Here is an 18,023-nt window from a genome sequence, read left to right on the forward strand (position 1 = left end):
GCCATATTAAAGTGAAGCAGCAGGGGCATGACGCGTAAGGATCGATGGATTTCCCCCCTCTGGGGGCGGCGGGAATTTTTAAGCCTGCTCGCCGCCTCGGCTCTTGCGGGCAAGGCGCGGGCAGCAGTGACGCCGCGCATCGCCGCCATCGACTGGGCCATGCTGGAAACATCTGTGGCGCTCGGCGTCATGCCGGTGGCGGCGACCGAACTCATCCAGTTCCGGTCCGGCGCGGTCGAGCCTGATATCCCTGAAACCGTCGCCGATCTCGGCCTGCGCGGCGCTCCGAATTTCGAGCTTCTGCAGCTCACCCGGTCGGAGCTCATTCTGATTTCGCCTTTCTACACACGTTATACCGGCAGGCTGGAAGCGATCGCCCCCGTCTTTTCACTGCCCTTTTACGTGAAGGGTGAGCCGCCTTTCGAAAAGGCGCTGGCGGCGGTCACCGCGCTTGGTGAAAAGCTCGGGCGGGCCGAAGAGGCGCGCAAGGTTCTGGGTGAAACGGAAGCGGCACTGCACGCCATGCGGGCCCGTCTTGCCGGGTTTTCCGCACGGCCGACCTATGTCATCAACATAGGCGACGCCCGGCATTTTCGTGCCTTTGGTGCGGATAGCATGTTCGGGGATGTTCTTGGCCGTCTGGGGCTGACCAATGCCTGGGTGGATCGGTCGCAATTCACCTTCGCGGCCCCGGTGCCGCTTGAAAACCTCGCCGCCTCATCCGATGCGCGCATCGTCATCGTCTCCGATATTCCGGTGGAGGCGCGGGAAACTCTGCGCAACAGTGCCATCTGGCGTGCGCTTCCGGCCGTGCGGGAAAACCGGGTGGTCACCCTCGGTAATGTCAGCCCCTATGGCGGTATCACCGCAGCCATGCGTTTTGCGCGGCTTTTGACCGAGGCTCTGGCAACCCACGGAGAGGCATTGTGACGGCACGGCCTCTCCAGCTTTTCTTCGGCCTCGTCTTTCTTCTGGCCTGCGGGCTTTCCCTGCATGCCGGATTGCTGCGGTTACCCCTCGGCGCTTGGCCCGGCCTGCCGTTCGATGCCGCGTCCATGTCGATGGATCAGGTCATTTTCGCCTTCAGCCTGATGCCGCGTGTGGCGGTTGCCATTCTGGCGGGGGCGATGCTGGGATTGTCGGGTGCGCTTTTCCAGCAATTGCTGCGCAATCCGATTGCCGACCCCTCCACCCTTGGCATCTCTGCCGGCGCCCAGCTGGCAATCGTCATCGCGACCCTGTTCTTCCCCTCGGTGCTGGATGGCAACCGCGCATGGGTGGCGCTCGCCGGCGGTACCGCTGCGGCCTCCGTGGTGTTTCTTCTCGGCTGGCGGCGGTCCTTCGAGCCCGTCACCATGGTGGTGTCGGGACTGCTGGTCGGCATCACCGCCGCTTCCGTTGCCGCCGCGCTGACGCTTGCACGAGGCGAATATCTAATGTCGCTTGTGGTCTGGAATGGCGGTTCCCTCAGCCAGCAGGACTGGTCGAATGCGTTTCTGCTTGCCGCCCAACTTCTCGCTGGTCTGGTTCTCACCGGGCTACTGATAAGGCCATTGACGGTTCTGGGTCTCAGCGATTCCAGTGCGCGATCGCTCGGCGTATCGCTCTTTTCGATCAGGCTGGCGGTGGCTGCCGTCGCCGTGATGCTGTCGGCATTCGTCGCCGCCGCCGTCGGTCTCGTCAGTTTTATCGGACTTGCAGCACCTGCGCTTACCCGTGCGCTGGGTGTGCGACGTGCATCTTCCGTGCTGTTCGTTTCGCCGCTTCTGGGCGGTCTGCTGCTCTGGTTCTGCGACGGTCTCGTGCAGCTTCTGGCGAGTACGACAGCGGAAGTGTTTCCGACGGGTGCGGTCACGGCTCTCATCGGCGGGCCTTTGCTGCTTTGGCTGCTGCCGAAAATCCCGCCTACGAATATCCATCGCAATGAGGGCGGCGATCTCGCGATCAGACGCAGGCTTGCCTCCCTGCTGCCGGTGCTTGTCATCATGGCCGGGCTGGTTTTTGCAGCCCTCGCCATCGGCAAGGGGCCGGAGGGCTGGACGGTGCTGAAAGCTGGCGACCTGCAAAGCCTTCTGCCCTTTCGTTGGCCGCGGTTGATGGCGGCTTGTGCTGCCGGTGGTTTATTGGCGATGGCGGGCGCGCTTCTGCAGCGGCTGACCGGAAATCCCATGGCAAGCCCGGAGGTGATCGGCGTCAGCGGTGGCGCGGGTCTTGGTTTTGCCGCCGCCATCACGCTCTTTCCGGCCGCCGGGCTGTTCGAACTGTTTTGCGGCGCCGGCCTCGGCTCGGCAGCCGTCATGATGCTCGTTCTGTTCTTTTCGGTGCGCCGGCATCTGGCGCCTGAAAAAATACTGCTCGCCGGCATTGCCATCAGTTCGCTCTGCTCGGCGGTACTTTCGGCACTGCTTGCCATTGGTGATCAGCGGGCCTGGCAAATTCTCTCCTGGCTCAGCGGCTCGGGTTCGACGGCGACATCAGGTTCGGCGATCTTTCTTGCGGTGCTTTCCGTCGTGCTCCTGGCCGCTGCCCTGTCGGTGACGCGCTGGCTGGTGATCCTGCCGCTTGGCCGGGATGTGCCGCTCTCACTAGGTCTGCCGCTCGCTACGGCGCGTATTGCAGTCATCGCAGTGGCCGGCATTGCCACCGGTGCGGCCTCACTGCTGGTCGGTCCGCTGAGCTTCGTCGGGTTGATGGCACCGCACATTGCGCTTCGGGCCGGTTTCACCACACCGCGCGACCACCTGTTTGCATCGTTCCTGTTCGGTGCGGTGCTGATGGCGCTTTCCGATCTCGGGGCAAGAACCGTGACCTTTCCTTACGAGTTGCCGCTTGGGCTTTTTGCGGCTCTGGTCGGTGCGCCCTATCTGATCTGGCTTTCAGGCAGGCGATGATGATTTTTCTGAACGATTTACGGAGATGAGAACAATGGGTCAGGCCGCACCTGCCGTAGATTACGACGATATCCCGCTTTTCTTTCTGGAAGCGGTAACCATGGAGGTTCCGGGCAGGACATTGCTGCATCCGCTGACGGCAAGCTTTGCCACCGGCAAGACCATCGGTCTTATCGGCCATAACGGTTCGGGAAAATCGACGCTGCTTAAGATTCTCGCGCGCATGCACGAGCCGACGGCGGGCAAGGTGTCGTTCGAGGGGCAGCCGCTGGGGAGCTGGGGCAACCGCGAATTTGCGCGAAAGCTCGCCTATCTTCCGCAATATACGCCGGCTGCGTCCGGCATGCTGGCCAAGGAACTGGTGGCGCTTGGCCGTTACCCCTGGCACGGCGCGCTCGGCCAATTCACCAAGGCGGATCAGGAGAGGGTGGACGAGGCTATAGAGCTGACCGACACCGTGGCCTTCAGGGACCGGCTGGTGGACACGCTTTCGGGTGGGGAGCGCCAGCGCGTGTGGCTGGCCATGCTGGTTGCCCAGAACGCCGAAAGCCTGCTTCTCGACGAACCCATATCGGCGCTCGACATGGCACACCAGCTCGAGGTTCTCTCGCTGGTGCAAAGACTGTCGCGGGAAAAGGGTCTCGGCGTCATCGTGGTGCTGCACGATGTCAACATGGCGGCGCGGTTCTGCGATGAGATCGTCGCACTGCATTCCGGTAGGCTTATCGCAAGGGGAACGCCGAACGAAATCATGACGCCGGAAACGCTGGAGCGTATCTATGGCGTCCGTATGGATGTCATGACCCATGCTGCGACCGGCTTTCCCGTAGCACTGCCGCTTTGACATCGTTGCAGCAAAACAACGCCCTGACGTACTCGCCTTTAACAGGAATTCCGCAGGCGTTTCCCGCCCTAACAATGTCTTAATGGCATCCTACCGCCAGTAGACATTGTTAACCGTTTTGCTTTCCTTGCACCCAATTCAGTTGTTTTGGATCGATTTCGGGGAACAAACGTTAACAGTGCGGAATTCAATATCCGGAGAGGGCAAGAAGGGCTGCTGCGGGTAGGAATAAAACAGGAGAAAATCAGATGAAAAAGGCTGTTGCCGTAACTTTTGCCGCATTGACGATGGGTCTCGGTGGAACCGTGTCCGCACTCGCTGCCGACCTTGCAAGATATGAGCCGGCTCCGCAGGAGCAGGACGAACGCAATGGCGTCAAGATCGGTTACCTCACCTGCGATATCGGCGGTGGCGTCGGTTACGTAATCGGCTCGGCCAAGGAACTGGATTGCACCTTCCAGTCCACCATGGGCGCGCGTCGCACCGACCATTATACCGGCGCCATCCGCAAGATGGGCGTTGACCTTGGCTTCACCACGCAGGGCCGTCTGGTCTGGGCCGTTTTCGCCCCGACAGCGGGTTACCACCGTGGTTCGCTCGGTGGCCTTTATCAGGGCGCCACGGCTGAAGTAACCGTTGGCCTCGGCGTTGGCACCAACATCCTCGTTGGCGGCACCTCGGGCTCCATCCAGCTTCAGACGGTCAGCGTGACGGGTCAGGTTGGCCTCAACCTCGCCGCAACCGGTACATCCGTGACGCTCACTGCGATGAACTGATCATCGACGTACTGCCCGGCTTATAACGCCGGGCATTCTGTCGCATGTCAAAAAACGCCCTCTTCGTTGTCAGACGGGGAGGGCGTTGTATTATGCGGGGCATGATGATCTCGGCATTCAGAACGCTTCCGGCTTCAATGGCTTTTTTCCTCTGTATTGCTGCGCCGGCATTGGCCGAAGGCGATGCGGTGCACGGGGAAAAAGTTTTCAGCCGCTGTTCCACCTGCCACAGTATCGATGCGCCGCGCACCCGCATGGGACCGCATCTGATGGGCGTGGTGGGCAGGCCGATAGCCTCCGTGGCTGGTTACGGCCATTATTCGCAGGCGCTGAAGGATGCCGGTGCCGCGGGTCGGGTGTGGACGGAGGAGGAGCTGCAAAGTTTTATCTCGAGCCCAAAAAAGGCGATCCCTGGAACCTCGATGCGCTTTTTCGGGCTGTGGAGCGAAACGGATATCGCGGATCTGATCGCTTATCTGAAAACGCATCCGATGCCGCAATAACCTTTAAAGCGGTGCTTCCGAGACGATCTCTTCTGCCTCTTCCACCGTCATCGCCATCACCTTCGCGCCGATTTCGAAGCCGAAGCCGTTGCGGGCGAAGGCAGAAAATTCCTTCGACTTGCGTTTTTCATCAAGCTCGACACGGCGAAAGGGACCGAAGGCGCGCTTGCGCGCAAAGATGACGGCCGCCACCAGATCGTTGGTTTCCTGCAGTGCGACTGCGGCCGTTTCCCGATCAATGCCCTTGATCTGAAGTTTCTGCGCAAGCCCGCGCTTCGACTTGCCGCTGCGCTGGCCACTTCGCACGGCAATTTCTGCATAAGCCGTATCGTCGAGCGCCTTGATGCCATAGGCGAAGGTCACGGCGAATTCGCCAAGCGCCTTTATCTGAGCGGGGCTGATATCCTCGAATTTTTCCCGCGCCTTGCGGGTGATCGCATCGCGCAGCTGCTTTTCCGTCATCATGCGCTGTTCCAGCCGGTAGAGAGCGGAATTGCGCGCCCATGACAGCATGCGGCTGGTGGGTTCGATAGCCTGCGTTTCGCCATCCAGTGCCATGTCGTCGGTCAGGAAGGGGCTGGAATCATCGGTCATCCCGCTTTTATAGCGCAGTGAAGCCGTCTTGCCAGTTCCCGTCTGCTACATGCCCTCCGGTTTTTCCAGCGTATCAGGGCGTCTGCGCGCCGGTTGCGGCGACGTAGACCGAATAGAGCGATTTCGTTGCGGTGATGAACAGGCGGTTTTTCTTCGGGCCGCCGAAGGTGAGGTTTGCGACCGTCTGCGGCACCTTGATCTTGCCAAGCAGCGTACCGTCAGGCGAAAAGCAGTGCACGCCATCGCCGGCACTGGTCCAGAGATTGCCCGCTGTATCCAGACGGAATCCATCAGGCAAGCCATTGTCGAGATTGCAGAATTCCCGGCCGTTTGTGAGCTTCACGCCGTCCACGACATCGAAAACGCGGATATGGCGTGGGCGGGATACATCATGGCTGTAGGAACTGTCTGCGACATAGAGCTTGGTTTCATCAGGCGAGAAAGCCAGACCGTTTGGCTGCACGAAGTCATCGATGGCGATCTTGATTTCACCGGTTGCGGGATCGAGCCGGTAAACATTGCGCGTCTTCTGTTCGGGTTCCGCCTTGTAGCCCTCATAATCGGAAAGAATGCCGTAAGTGGGGTCGGTAAACCAGACGCTGCCATCGGATTTCACCACCACGTCATTAGGCGAGTTCAGCCGCTTGCCGCCGTAGCTGTCGGCAAGAACGGTGATCGAGCCGTCGACTTCGGTGCGGGTGACGCGACGGCCGCCATGTTCGCATGAAACCAGCCGTCCCTGCCGGTCGCGCGTATTGCCATTGGTGAAGTTGGAGGGGTGGCGGAATACCGAAATCCCGCCATTCGGCACCCATCGCAACATGCGCTCATTGGGAATGTCGCTGAACAGCAGGCAGCTCAGATCAGAAAACCACACCGGGCCTTCCGCCCAGCGGCAGCCGGAATAAAGCTCTTCCAGTTCCGCATTGCCGACAATCAGAAGGCGGAAGCGTTCATCGTGGATTTCGTAAGGGGAGGCGTTGTCTGTGGTCATGAGCGTGGTCCGCTTGAGGGCTTTTCGTTCGGGGTTCAGCGTGTGGCCTTGGGGCCGCTAGCCAGAAGAATGACGGAAATGATGATGAGGCCGGTGAGGATGAGGCGGATGCCCGCGCCGAAACCATAGGTGTTCAGCATCGAGACCACCAGGAACATGAACAGCGAAGCGCCCCAGATACCGGGTACGTTGGAATCGCCGCCCGCAACCGCCGTGCCGCCGATCACCACCACCGCGATGGACATCAGCAGATATTCCGATCCCATGTTGAGTGCTGCGCCGCCGGAGAAGCTGGCGAGCAGATAACCCGCGATCGCCGCCAGTACCGCGCAGAGCACATAGGTGACGAAGCGTGCTCCATCCACTGGAATGCCGGTCATGCGGGCGGCGAAAGTGCTCTGGCCGATGGCGGAAATCCAGCGTCCGTAAAAGGTGCGGTCGAGCAGCAGCCAGGCGATGACCGAGAGGACAAGGGCGACGAGGGCAACATTCGGAATGCCGAGAGAGCTCGACGTGGCAAAGGTGGCGAGTGTTTCCGGCGGCTTGATCCGCAGGCCGCGGTTGGACCAGATGGCGATAGACTGCACGATGAAGCTCATCGAAAGCGTCGCGATGATCGGTGGGATGCGCAGAAGCTTGATCAACGTATAGTTGCCGATGCCGATGGCGATGCCGATCAGGATGGCGATCAGCAATCCCGGCAGGATGAGACCATCGGACACATCCATGAATTTGAGCGCCAGCGTGCCTGATAGCGTCATCGTGGCGGGAACGCAGAGGTCGATATTACCCGGCCCGAGCGTGATGACGAACATCTGGCCGATACCGACGATCACGGAAAAGGCCGCGAAGGTCAGGGCTGCGTGCGACAGGCCGAAGGAGCTGGCGCCGCCGGTGAACATGACGGTAACGATCCAGACCGCGGCCGTTGCGGCGAACGACCAGATCCATGGTTTTTTCGAGAGAGACGAAAGCCCGTTCATTGGTTTTTCTCCCGCTTTTCGAGACGGTTGAGCAGGATGCGGAGCGCCAGCACGATGATGAGGATCGCCCCTTGTGCGCCTATCTGCCAGTCCGGCGAAATGCGCATGAAGGACAGGAACGAGCCGGCAAGGGTGAGCGTCAGCGCGCCGATGACAGCACCGATGGGCGAGACCCGACCGCCGACGAATTCGCCGCCGCCCAGAATAACGCCGGCAATCGACAGCAGCGTGTAGCGAAGCGCGATATTGGCATCTGCCGATGTCGTTAGCCCGACGAGCGCTATGCCCGACAACACCGCGAAGAAACCGGCCAGCGCGAAGGTGGCAGCACGTATGCCGATGACCGACCAGCCGGAGCGCTCGACGGAGCGGAAGTTACCGCCGACGCCGCGCATCAGCACGCCGAAGGAGGAGCGCATGACGATGTAGTGGGCGACGACCGCAATCACGATGCTGGCAACGATGGCAATTGGCACGAGCGGCGGTTTTGCCGTCATCAGCGCCCGGATGAAGGCTGGCGCCTGGCCGCCGGGTGAGGGGAGGATGAGGACGGCAAGGCCGCCCCAGACAAAGCTCATGCCAAGCGTGACGACGATTGAGGGCAGGGCGCGGATGTGGATGATGGCGCCCAGCATCGCATAAACCGCAATCGCACCGGCGAAGATCGCGATACCGAGCAGTGGCGTCGTTTGCAGGAAGGTGGCGGTGACGCAGGCGCAGAAACTGACGAAGGTACCCATCGACAGATCGAGATCGTTGACGGACATGATCAGCATCTGCGCAATGGTGGCAAGTGCAATCGGCACCGCCAGATTGAACAGCAAGTTGAGTCCGTTATAGCTCATGGCGCGCGGCTGCATGTAAAAGACGGCGGCGAGCAGGAAGGCGAGCGAGGCGGCGGGAATGATGAGACGAAGGGCACTGGCGGAGAGTTTCATGCGTGGTCCTCTCCGGAAAAGGAAGCGGCCAGCACATTCTGTTCGGTGATGTCCTCTCCCACCAGTTCCGCCTGAATGGCGCCGTCGCGGAAAACATAGACCCGGTCGCAAAGGCGGATTTCATCCATCTCGGTGGAGTACCAGATGAAGGTGCGGCCGTGGGAGGCTTCGGTTCTCAAGATATCGTAGACCTCCTGTTTGGTGCCGATATCGACGCCACGCATCGGGTCGTCCATCAGCACGGTGCTAGCCGTGGTGGCGAGCGCGCGGGCGAAAAGCACCTTCTGCTGGTTGCCGCCGGAGAGCGAAAGGATTTTGTTGCCCATGTCGGGCGTGCGGATTTCGATGCGCTTTTTCCACTGCGCGCCAAGCTCGGTTTCCTTGCCCCTGTCCACCATGCCGGCGGATGAAATATCCCGCAGCGAGGCGATGGAAAGGTTTTTGAGGATGCTCCACAGCGGGAAGGTGCCGTTCAGACTGCGATCACCCGCCACGAAGGCGATGTCGGTCTTGCGCGCGGGCAGCCAGCTGCTGTTGCGGGCAAGGTAGAGATCGAGTAGCGCTTCGGTCTGCCCGTGGCCGCCGAGACCGGCAAGGCCGATGATTTCACCGCGGAAAGCCTCGAAGGCGAGGCCTTCGCCCCGGCGCGCCGGCATCGAAAGCACCTTCTCTCCCGCCTTGCGGTTTTCGCCCTTTTGCCTGTCCTGTTCCTTGACGACGCTGCCCATGGCTTCCACCAGCGTGCGCGTCGTGAACTCGCCCGCTGCCCGATCAGCGACCACTCGGCCGTCCTTCATCACCACGATGCGGGTTGCTGTCGACAGAATCTCGCCGAGAATATGCGAGATCAGCAGCACGGAGCCGCCGGTGCGCACGAAACTGCGAACATAATCCATCAATTGTTCCGCAAGACCCGCATCAAGCGAGGAAGTCGGTTCATCGAGGATTACCAGTCTCGGCGCATCCGGGGTTCGACAAAAATTGATGGCGATTTCTACCATCTGCCGCTCGGCGATGGAGAGTTCCGCGATCGTCAATTCGCAATCGATACCGTGGCCGGGAAAAATCTCGTCCAGCGTATGCCGGATCATGGCGAGCGCACGTCCGCGCCAGTTCCGCCCGTTCATCGCGGCATGCATGATGCGGACGTTTTCGCTGATCGTCAGGTTCGGGCAGAGCGACAATTCCTGAAACACGCAGCGAACGCCGCTGGCGCGTGCTGCCGCGATTCCTTGACGGCCTTGTTCGCCGCGATAGGAAATGGACCCCTCATGCGGCGTCAGCCCGCCATTGATGATGTTGACGATGGTGGATTTTCCCGCACCGTTATGGCCGACGAGCCCCAGGCATTCGCCCGAACGGATGACGAGATCGGCCCCATCAAGCGCCCTTACCGCGCCGAACACGACCTTCACGCCGCGCGCGGCAACGACTTCTTCCGCCTCGATGATGTCATTCATGAGCATTCACGCCAGTGATCTGAAACTTGGATAATATAGGTGGCAGTTGCGGCGCCCGTTCAGGGAGCGCCGCAATCGCTTGTGTCCGGAAATTGTCCGGCCTATTTGGCGGAGGCGATGGCCTTCTGGGCGTCTTCCTGTGAATATTCCACATTCGCGACGCCGCCCTTCTGGGTGTTCTTGAGGTTTTCCTCAAGATTGCCCTGATCGATGCGCAGGAAAGGTACGGTCAAATCCTTTTTGACATCCTTGCCGTCGAGGATTTGCTGCGCCACCCAGAAAGCGAGCGTGGAAACGCCGGGGGCGATGGAGACCGACATGGTCTCGTAGCCGCTGGCATCCTTCTGCTGCTTCCACCATTGCAACTCGTCTTCGCGGTTGCCCATGACGATGGTGGGTGTCGGGCGCTTGGCGGCGGCAAAAGCCTGTGCTGCACCGTAACCGTCACCGCCCTGCGTCACGACTGCCGCAACTTCGGGAAGGCTCGGCAGAATGCCGGCGACAGCGCGCTGTGCGACGTCCTGCGCCCAGTCGCCATTGACCGAACCGACAATCTTGAACTGCGGGTTCTTGGCGACGGCGTCGACGATGCCGGCATGGATTTCATCGTCCACCGAAACGCCCGCGAGGCCGCGGATTTCGAGCAGGTTGCCACCCTTCGGCATCGCCTTGGCGAGATAGTCGATCTGGCTTGCGCCCATCGCCTTGAAATCAACGGCGATACGCCAGGCGCAAGGCTCGGTGACGATGCCATCGAACGAGACGACGGTAATGCCGGCGTCACAGGCTTCCTTGACAGCACCGTTAAGAGCGGTGGGCGAGGCGGCGTTGATGACGATGGCGTCGTAACCCTGAAGAATGAGGTTCTGGATCTGCGCCGCCTGTTCGGTCGCCTGATTTTCGGCTGTCGTGAAGGCGTCAGCGGCAGCGACCTGCTTGTCTGCAACTGCCTGCTTGGTGATTTTGTCCCAGCTCGTCAGCATTGCCTGACGCCAGGAATTGCCCGCGTAATTGTTCGAAAGCGCGATTTTTTTAGCCGAGGTATCGGCGTGAGCGGTGATCGGCAAAGCTGCGCATGCGACAGCGGCCGATGCCAGAAGCATCTTTCTGAAAGCCATTGATTTTCCTCCCTGGTGGCTTGCCCTTTTTGAGCTCGGAACCCGCTTTCCCGCAAATCTCCTCGGCGGCAGGCGGAATTCCTTTGCACTGGAGCTCCTTTCCCCAGTAAAAGCGAGAATGACCAAGAAGGTTTGGCTTGTACAGGCGGATAACGGCAATCTTCCTGCGGGTTTCCGCAGAAAGGATGCGGGAACCCGCAGGACGAAACGCCACCGCCGGGCGCAGAATAGCCGATACGGGGCAGGTCGCGCCGCCACAAGTTGACAAGGCAGGCGCTTGGGAGGGTGTCCGCACATGCTGGATACGCCGAAAAGCGCTCTTTTCCATCACTACATGGGCATTTCGCGGCTGCTCGCCGGGCAGCTCGAATTCAACGCCATCATTCAGGCGGTCGCTACCGAAATCACCCATATAATTCCTCACGTCCACATGGATGTCTGCATCAAGCAGCTGGATGACAAATTTCACATCGCCTATGAAAGCGGTCTGGCAAGCGCCTGGAGCCGCCAGCCGCCCGCCCTTCTGTCCGGCAGTCCCATCCGTTCCGTGCTCTCGGGCGAGGTGGAATATCTTTTGAGCGGCGACGCCTGCGCCGATCCGCGCTTCCATTTCGAAGGCGCATTTTCCAGCCCGATCATCGAGCTTGAACTGCATAGCCGCCTGCACGTGCCGATGAAGGTGCATGGCGACATTATCGGCGCGCTCAGTTGCTCCTCGCACCAGTCGGATGCCTATACGATGGAGGATGTCGCCAATGCCCGCGCGGTTGCGGATTTGCTGGCGCCCTATTTTTACGCCATCCGCGCCGCCGAACAGGCCAAACGGTCTGCGATCGAGGAGGCGCGCGCCAATGCCCGCGAGGAGGGGTTGCGGCTGGGTGCCCTGCAATTGACCGAAGCGCTGGAGGCCGAGCGACAGCGGATCGGCATGGATTTGCACGACCAGACGCTGGCGGACCTGACGCGGCTTGCACGGCGCATCGAGCGGATGAGCCACGCACCGGACGTGTCGGGCGAGATGCTGGAACCGGTGGTGCGCAGCCTGCAGCACTGCATGCAGGATCTGCGCGAGATCATTGAGGAGGCGAAACCCTCCATCCTGCAATTGTTCGGCGTCGTGCAGGCCATCGAGACCTATGTGGATCGCTCCGTGCGCGACAGCGGCTCTTCTATCGACTGGTCGGTTACGGACGAGACGGACGGTCTTGTTGAGACACTCGACAAGACCGTTGCCATCTCGCTGTTCCGCATCGTGCAGGAGGCGGTCAACAACGCCATCCGTCACGCGCAGCCGGAAACGATTGCGGTGACACTGTCGTTAACGGATGGCGGGTTGCGGGTGACCGTGAGCGATGACGGTAGCGGCCGTGGCGAGGGGGCTGTCTCTGGTGGACTAGGCATCGGCAACATGAAGACGCGGGCACGGCTGATTTCAGCCAGATCTGATATTGGTGGCAATGGCAAAGACGCTGGAACCCGCATTACCGTGACGTTGCCGGAAGGCGCTTTCGACCGGCGGGAGGAAATATGACATGGATGTGCTGATCGTTGAGGACGATGCGCTACACCGCGCCTATCTGAACGAGGCGGTGAGAGCCGCCCTGCCGGAATGCGACAAGGTGCTGGAGGCGGCAAACGGCAGAACCGGCGAAAAGCTGGCGCGGGAAAACCGCGCCGCCCATATCGTCATGGATTTGCAGATGAACGAACGCAACGGCATCGAGGCGGCGCGCACCATCTGGAAGGAGCGGCCGGACACCCGCATCCTGTTCTGGTCCAACTATTCCGACGAGGCCTATGTGCGCGGTGTTTCCCGCATCGTGCCCGAAGGTGCTGCCTATGGCTACGTGCTGAAATCAGCATCTGACGACCGGTTGCGGCTGGCGTTGCGCAGCATCTTCATCGAGGCGCAATGCGTGATCGACAGGGAAGTGCGCGGCCTACAGGAAAAAAGCCTTGGCAAGGCGCATGGCTTCACCGATTCCGAATATGAAATCCTTGTTGATGTTGCGCTGGGCCTGACGGACAAGGCGATTGCGCGCCGCCGTAACCTTTCGTTGCGCAGCGTGCAGAACCGGCTGCAAAGCCTCTACGAAAAGCTGAACGTCCATCAGGCGGCCGGTGATGACGAGGCGGAAGGCCGTTATAATCTTCGAACCCGCGCCGTCACCGTCGCTTTCCTGCGCAAGCTGTTGAATTACAGCGCGCTCGAAAGGGCCGAGCGGGAATTGGGCGAATGGGCGACTGGCCGCTGATTATCACGGCAGGAAGGCAAGCAGACGTCTTTCATCGGCCCTGAGGCCCGAGACCGGCTTTGCGCCCACCTTCAGAATACGGCCAAGCTTCTTCTGCGCCTTCTCCTCCGTCGCTATATCGAGAACGGTAGGATGTACGTAGCTCTTGCGGCAAATGGCGGGTGTGTTGGACAGTTCCGTCGCCGCTGCCTGACACATACCCTTGATGCTGGGTTTTTCACCCGCAGCCACATGTTTCATCGCATGACAGAAGGCCGCAAGCGTTCCGCCCCAGGTACGGAAAGTCTTGGCAGAAATGCCTTGTCCGCCGACGCGGGAAAGATAGGCGTTGAGATCGCTTGAATCGACGGAGTGAACCCGGTTTTCACTGTCCTGCCAGACAAACAGCTCCTTGCCGGGCAGATCGGCGATTTCCTCGAGGATTTTTTGAAGGCGCGGGTGGCGCAATTGCCGTTTCACCTTCTGCCCGCCCTTGGCTGCAAAGCGCAATTCGATTGTCTCGCCGAAGGACACGTGGCGCTTGAGCAATGTGGTTGCGCCATAGGTACCGTTGGTTTCAAGATAAGAACGGTTGCCGACGCGCAGATAGGCGGCATCGAGAAGCAGCGTCAGGGCCGCCAGTGTCATGTCCTGACCGTGATCCTGTTTTGCAATGTCAGCCATGGCGCGTCGCCGGATGGCAGGCAGCGCCTTGCCGAAGCTTTTCAGCTGAAAGAACTTCGTCTCACCGCGCAATGCGTGCCAGTCGGGATGGTAACGATATTGCTTTCGCCCGCGCGCATCAAAGCCCGTTGCCTGCAAATGCCCGGATGGGTCGATGCATATCCAGACATCTTTGTAGGCAGGCGGGACGCCGAGCGATTTGATGCGCTTCAACTCCACGTTATCGGACAGAAGTTCGCCGCCCGGCAACCGGTAACAGAAACCGCGCCCGCGCCTTTCTCGGGCTATGCCCGGCTCCTGATCGTTGACATAGGCAAGTCCGATTTTGGCAAGAAGGCGGGTGGGCGGTTGTGGCATCGTTTTTTCCGGCAGGTTTAAGGTTGCAGGAAACGAGGAACAGGCCGCCTTCGTTCCGGCGGCCTGCTGTTCCGGTCATGACTTTCTCAGCCGGCCTTGGCGATCCGCAAAATTTGCGAGTTGCCGCCGCCGCGCTCTTCGGTCACGGCATAGACGGCGCCATCCGGACCCACTTTCACATCACGAATGCGCGCTTCCAGCGGCAATCGGCTTTCCGTCGCAACCTTGTCGCCGTCAATGTGCAGGATGACGAGGCCCTGGCTCACCAGACCGCCTACGATGAAGGCTCCCTTCCACTCGGAAATCTGGTCGGCGTCGTAAAAGGCCATGCCGGACGGGCCGATGACGGGGTCCCAATAATAAACCGGCTGTTCCATGCCTTCCTTGGCGGTGGCACCTTCGCCAACGGACCGACCGCTATATTCGACACCGTAGGTGATGACCGGCCAGCCATAATTGAGGCCCGCCTTCGGCAGGTTCATCTCGTCGCCGCCTTTCGGGCCATGTTCCACTGTCCAGAGCCTGCCCTGTCCATCCAGTGCTGCCGACTGGAGGTTACGGTGGCCATAGCTCCATATCTCGGGGAGGGCGTTCTGCTGGCCGGCGAAGGGGTTGCCCTCGAAGGCCTTGCCTTCGGCATCAATGCGGAAGACCTTGCCAAGCCCGCTCGACAGGTCCTGCGCCTGCACACGCGGCGTTGCGTCTGAACGTTCACCGACGGTGACGTAGAGCTCGTTGTTCTGGCCGAAGACCAGGCGGGAGCCGAAATGCTTATCGCCATCATAGGTCGGCATCTGGCGGAAGATCACCGAGACGTCTTCCAGTTTTGCTGCTCCACCCTCTTCGGTCAACTTGGCCGATGCGACGGAGGTGCCGTTGCCGCCATCCCGTGGCTCGGAAAAAGAGAAGAAGATTTTACGGGAGGTTTCGAAATCGGGAGCCAGCGCGATGTCGAGCAGACCGCCCTGTCCGTCGGACGCTACCTCCGGCACGCCTTCGATCGCTGGGCCAGCTTTGCCGTCTGCGACGATGTGCATTGCGCCTTCCTTGGCCGCCACGATCATGCGGCCATCGGGCAGGAATTCCATCGACCAGATATGCGGTAGGCCCTCGGCAATGACGGTTTTTTCGACATCCGGCTGAGTGGCGGCTTGCGGCGCACGGGTCTGACCCTCGAAAGCCGGTTTCTGATCCGGCGCATTGGGCCGTTTCGTCTCGACTGCCGGGGCGGTCTGTGCGTGGGCGCCGCCGGCAAGTGGTACGGCCAGCAGCGCGAATAGCATCGTCGAACTCAGAAATCGGTTGTTGCGGAACATGGGTCTCCCTTCCTTTGTCTGCATCGGGCAGAGAACCATTTGGGGAGGAATTCGTTTCTTGCGATAGTTTCAAGAAAACTTGATGAGGCCGTGTACGGGCGGCATCCTCTTTTTTCATCCATGTAAACTTACAGGGAACCGCAAGCCCACGCCTACGTTTTCCCCCTGGTTACACGGAGGGCGCCGCCATGCAGATCATCGACAACAAGAACATAGACGGGAACAGAGCCAAGCCAATTCTCAATGTTGCGGAGTTTTGCCGCCGTTACCGGCTGGACAAGGCCGAGGAGACACGGTTGAGAAGGCTGTTCGGAGAATTCGCATCCCGGCACGAGCTTTTAATGAACGCTCAGCGCAAGCCGAACTTCCGCTGATCAGTCCTCCGGATCGAGAGATTTTCCGAAAATCATGAAAACATCATATCGGGTGTTCTTTCCCGTTATCTGGTGCGAAGGCTTGCGAATGCCGGGCATAGGTTCGGCGCGCAGAGGCCATTTTAGAACCACCCGCTTCGTCGCATGTTCAAGCGCAGCCTCCATAAGCTCTACCTGATCGGGATCGGATCCCACCAGTTCCCGCAGCACCCGCATCTCCTTTTTCACCAGCGCCGTGTTGTGGCGCGGCGGATGCATTGGGTCGACGATCACCACCTCCGGTGAAAGTTCTTTCAGCAGAAGCCGGGAATCGCCCTGCAGCAGCGTCATGCGGGAGGCAGCCTCGGCATAGGCTCCACCCGCCTCCAATGCGCGGCGAATGCCGTCAGCAAGGTGGGCGTGCATACCGGGTGAACGCTCTATCAGCGTAACTTCGGCTCCGAGTGACGCCAACAGAAAGGCATCGCGCCCGAGCCCTGCCGTAGCATCGACGATTTTTGGCGTGCGGCCTTTGGTGAAGCCCGCGGCCTTCGGCAGAGCCTGTCCGCGCCCCTCGCCGGAGCGGAAACGGTGACCGACCGCACCGCCAACAAAATCCACCACGAAGCTTTCGTCTTGTTCTTTCATCGCAGGCCTCAGAAGGGGCAGGGCACGGTATAGGTGACGTCGCGGCCATCCGGGTGACGAAAGCCCACCGCCTCGGCATGCAGCATAAGACGCGGCGCGGCGGCGAGCGCTTCACCTTCTGCATAAAATTCATCGCCAAGGATAGGGTGGCCGAGAGCCTTCATATGCACCCGCAATTGATGGGTGCGGCCGGTGAGAGGGGCAAGTGCGAGCCTCGTAGCGGGAAGCGGCAATCTTTCCAGCACGCGCCAAAGGCTTTGCGCCGGCTTGCCATGGTCGTGGTCCACCCGGTGGCGGGGCTTGTTCTCGGGGTCGATCGCAAGTGGCAGGTCCACCTTGCCCTCTTCACCCTCGACTTCACCCCAGACGACGGCAACATAGGATTTGCGGGTCTGGCGGTTCTCGAACTGGGCGGCGACGGTCGCGTGCGCCTTGCGGTTCAGGGACATCAACACGATGCCTGATGTATCCTTGTCCAGCCGGTTGATCATCAGTGCTTTTGGAAACTGTTTCTGCACGCGCGTCAAAAGACTGTCGGAGAGCGCGGGATCGCGTCCCGGCACCGAAAGAAGTCCGCTCGGCTTGTCCAGCACCAGTAGATCGTCATCCCGGTGCACGATAGTGAGCCACGGTTCGAGCGGCGGATTATAGACGGGGTTGGAAAGCTCAGATGACATTGCGCTTCCTTAGCACAAATCGGGCATGGGGCCAGATGCCCACCGCGCAATATGATTAGTCCGGAATATGAAGATTGACGCGGCCACTGGTCAGATCGCTGATGAGCCGTGTCAGACGCTCGGCTTCCTCTACGGGAACCGAAAGCTGCATATCCGCGCCGGTGCCGGTGAAGTCCTCCTTTTCCACTCGCAGGTTTTGCGTGGCGGCGAGGCGCGATTTTACCAGGGCCAGATCGGAGAACGGGCAGCTCAAGGTCGCGCTGACATAGGCGATGACCGGTGACGTCTCGCCAAGCCGAAGGCAGGCCGCCGCCGTGCCGCCATAGGCGCGCATGAGGCCGCCGCTGCCGAGCAGAATGCCGCCGAACCAGCGGATGACGAGGACCGCGACATTGTCCAGGGCCTGACCGTCGATAGCCTGAAGGATTGGCTTTCCCGCCGTGCCGGAAGGCTCGCCGTCGTCACTGAAACGATAGGTCTGGCCGGTTCGCCATGCCCAGCAATTGTGGTTTGCGTCGAAGTCAGAATGCGCCGCAAGGAAGCTTTTCGAATCCTCCTCGCCAGTGACAGGTGCTGCAAAGGCAATGAAGCGGCTTTTCTTGATATCCTGCGAAAAGGTGACGGGTCGGTCGAGCGTGAACATGCGCGCTTCA

19 protein-coding genes are annotated in these 18,023 nt (G+C 60.5%); 8 read left to right on the forward strand and 11 right to left on the reverse strand.

All coding sequences use genetic code 11. The features are described 5' to 3' along the window. Positions 1 to 27 precede the first annotated feature (27 nt). The 5 genes from RBH71_RS09145 (at position 28) to RBH71_RS09165 (ending at position 5,014) form a co-directional block, all read left to right on the forward strand. Entirely contained in the window at positions 28 to 930 is a 903-nt protein-coding gene (locus RBH71_RS09145; RefSeq protein WP_004431662.1) for an iron-siderophore ABC transporter substrate-binding protein, read from the forward strand. Next, positions 927 to 2,891, forward strand: a complete 1,965-nt coding sequence (gene fhuB / locus RBH71_RS09150) for a Fe(3+)-hydroxamate ABC transporter permease FhuB (RefSeq protein WP_323687256.1) — start codon at positions 927 to 929, stop codon at positions 2,889 to 2,891. Before RBH71_RS09145 ends, fhuB begins: the two co-directional genes overlap by 4 nt. Before the next feature lie 34 nt (positions 2,892 to 2,925). Further along, the gene (locus tag RBH71_RS09155) at positions 2,926 to 3,735 is read left to right on the forward strand and encodes an ATP-binding cassette domain-containing protein (protein WP_004431665.1); all 810 of its coding nucleotides are present in this window, start codon (positions 2,926 to 2,928) and stop codon (positions 3,733 to 3,735) included. 248 nt (positions 3,736 to 3,983) lie between these two features. Continuing rightward, the gene (locus RBH71_RS09160; protein ID WP_004431668.1) at positions 3,984 to 4,511 is read left to right on the forward strand and encodes a DUF992 domain-containing protein; all 528 of its coding nucleotides are present in this window, start codon (positions 3,984 to 3,986) and stop codon (positions 4,509 to 4,511) included. A gap of 92 nt (positions 4,512 to 4,603) precedes the next feature. Further along, on the forward strand, positions 4,604 to 5,014 hold the full coding sequence (locus tag RBH71_RS09165; protein ID WP_004431671.1) for a c-type cytochrome: 411 nt from the start codon (positions 4,604 to 4,606) through the stop codon (positions 5,012 to 5,014). A 3-nt stretch (positions 5,015 to 5,017) separates the two neighbouring features. Here the strand turns inward: RBH71_RS09165 and recX are convergent, their stop codons facing one another. The 6 genes from recX to RBH71_RS09195 form a co-directional block, all read right to left on the reverse strand. After that, positions 5,018 to 5,608, reverse strand: coding sequence for a recombination regulator RecX (gene recX, locus RBH71_RS09170; protein WP_004431673.1), 591 nt, complete (start codon positions 5,606 to 5,608; stop codon positions 5,018 to 5,020). A 73-nt stretch (positions 5,609 to 5,681) separates the two neighbouring features. Further along, the gene (locus tag RBH71_RS09175) at positions 5,682 to 6,602 is read right to left on the reverse strand and encodes an SMP-30/gluconolactonase/LRE family protein (RefSeq protein ID WP_004431678.1); all 921 of its coding nucleotides are present in this window, start codon (positions 6,600 to 6,602) and stop codon (positions 5,682 to 5,684) included. A 35-nt stretch (positions 6,603 to 6,637) separates the two neighbouring features. Continuing rightward, positions 6,638 to 7,585 carry an ABC transporter permease gene (locus tag RBH71_RS09180; RefSeq protein WP_004431681.1) on the reverse strand — a complete coding sequence of 316 codons (948 nt, stop codon included), beginning with the start codon at positions 7,583 to 7,585 and terminating at the stop codon, positions 6,638 to 6,640. Beyond that, positions 7,582 to 8,523 (reverse strand): ABC transporter permease, encoded by a 942-nt coding sequence (locus tag RBH71_RS09185; protein ID WP_004431684.1) that lies wholly within the window; start codon positions 8,521 to 8,523, stop codon positions 7,582 to 7,584. The genes RBH71_RS09180 and RBH71_RS09185 overlap by 4 nt, the downstream gene beginning before the upstream one ends. Then, on the reverse strand, positions 8,520 to 9,983 hold the full coding sequence (locus RBH71_RS09190) for a sugar ABC transporter ATP-binding protein (protein WP_323687257.1): 1,464 nt from the start codon (positions 9,981 to 9,983) through the stop codon (positions 8,520 to 8,522). Before RBH71_RS09190 ends, RBH71_RS09185 begins: the two co-directional genes overlap by 4 nt. Positions 9,984 to 10,084: 101 nt before the next feature. Continuing rightward, on the reverse strand, positions 10,085 to 11,101 hold the full coding sequence (locus tag RBH71_RS09195; protein ID WP_004431691.1) for an ABC transporter substrate-binding protein: 1,017 nt from the start codon (positions 11,099 to 11,101) through the stop codon (positions 10,085 to 10,087). Between the two features lie 295 nt (positions 11,102 to 11,396). Here RBH71_RS09195 and RBH71_RS09200 point away from each other — a divergent pair, with 295 nt between their 5' ends. Together RBH71_RS09200 and RBH71_RS09205 are read left to right on the forward strand one after the other, a co-directional pair. Beyond that, the gene (locus tag RBH71_RS09200) at positions 11,397 to 12,632 is read left to right on the forward strand and encodes a sensor histidine kinase (protein WP_323687258.1); all 1,236 of its coding nucleotides are present in this window, start codon (positions 11,397 to 11,399) and stop codon (positions 12,630 to 12,632) included. Between the two features lies 1 nt (position 12,633). Then, the gene (locus tag RBH71_RS09205) at positions 12,634 to 13,356 is read left to right on the forward strand and encodes a response regulator transcription factor (RefSeq protein WP_004431697.1); all 723 of its coding nucleotides are present in this window, start codon (positions 12,634 to 12,636) and stop codon (positions 13,354 to 13,356) included. Between the two features lie 3 nt (positions 13,357 to 13,359). Here the strand turns inward: RBH71_RS09205 and RBH71_RS09210 are convergent, their stop codons facing one another. Beyond that, entirely contained in the window at positions 13,360 to 14,376 is a 1,017-nt protein-coding gene (locus RBH71_RS09210) for a DNA topoisomerase IB (protein WP_004431700.1), read from the reverse strand. 86 nt (positions 14,377 to 14,462) lie between these two features. After that, positions 14,463 to 15,692 carry a PQQ-dependent sugar dehydrogenase gene (locus tag RBH71_RS09215; protein WP_004431704.1) on the reverse strand — a complete coding sequence of 410 codons (1,230 nt, stop codon included), beginning with the start codon at positions 15,690 to 15,692 and terminating at the stop codon, positions 14,463 to 14,465. A gap of 188 nt (positions 15,693 to 15,880) precedes the next feature. Between RBH71_RS09215 and RBH71_RS09220 the strand changes: the two genes are divergently transcribed. Continuing rightward, positions 15,881 to 16,066: a hypothetical protein gene (locus tag RBH71_RS09220; protein WP_004431706.1), complete on the forward strand. Its 186-nt coding sequence runs from the start codon at positions 15,881 to 15,883 to the stop codon at positions 16,064 to 16,066. On the opposite strand, the gene RBH71_RS09225 is transcribed toward RBH71_RS09220, so the two are convergent. The 3 genes from RBH71_RS09225 to RBH71_RS09235 are packed head-to-tail and all read right to left on the reverse strand — an operon-like array spanning position 16,067 to position 18,013. Beyond that, positions 16,067 to 16,693: a class I SAM-dependent methyltransferase gene (locus RBH71_RS09225; RefSeq protein WP_004431708.1), complete on the reverse strand. Its 627-nt coding sequence runs from the start codon at positions 16,691 to 16,693 to the stop codon at positions 16,067 to 16,069. A gap of 8 nt (positions 16,694 to 16,701) precedes the next feature. After that, positions 16,702 to 17,370, reverse strand: a complete 669-nt coding sequence (locus RBH71_RS09230; protein WP_004431711.1) for a pseudouridine synthase — start codon at positions 17,368 to 17,370, stop codon at positions 16,702 to 16,704. Between the two features lie 55 nt (positions 17,371 to 17,425). Beyond that, positions 17,426 to 18,013, reverse strand: a complete 588-nt coding sequence (locus RBH71_RS09235; protein ID WP_004431713.1) for an IMPACT family protein — start codon at positions 18,011 to 18,013, stop codon at positions 17,426 to 17,428. Between the last annotated feature and the right edge of the window lie 10 nt (positions 18,014 to 18,023).

Origin of the sequence: Rhizobium sp. AN68 (assembly GCF_030758035.1) — a bacterium.
GTDB classification, from domain to species: Bacteria; Pseudomonadota; Alphaproteobacteria; order Rhizobiales; family Rhizobiaceae; genus Agrobacterium; species Agrobacterium tumefaciens.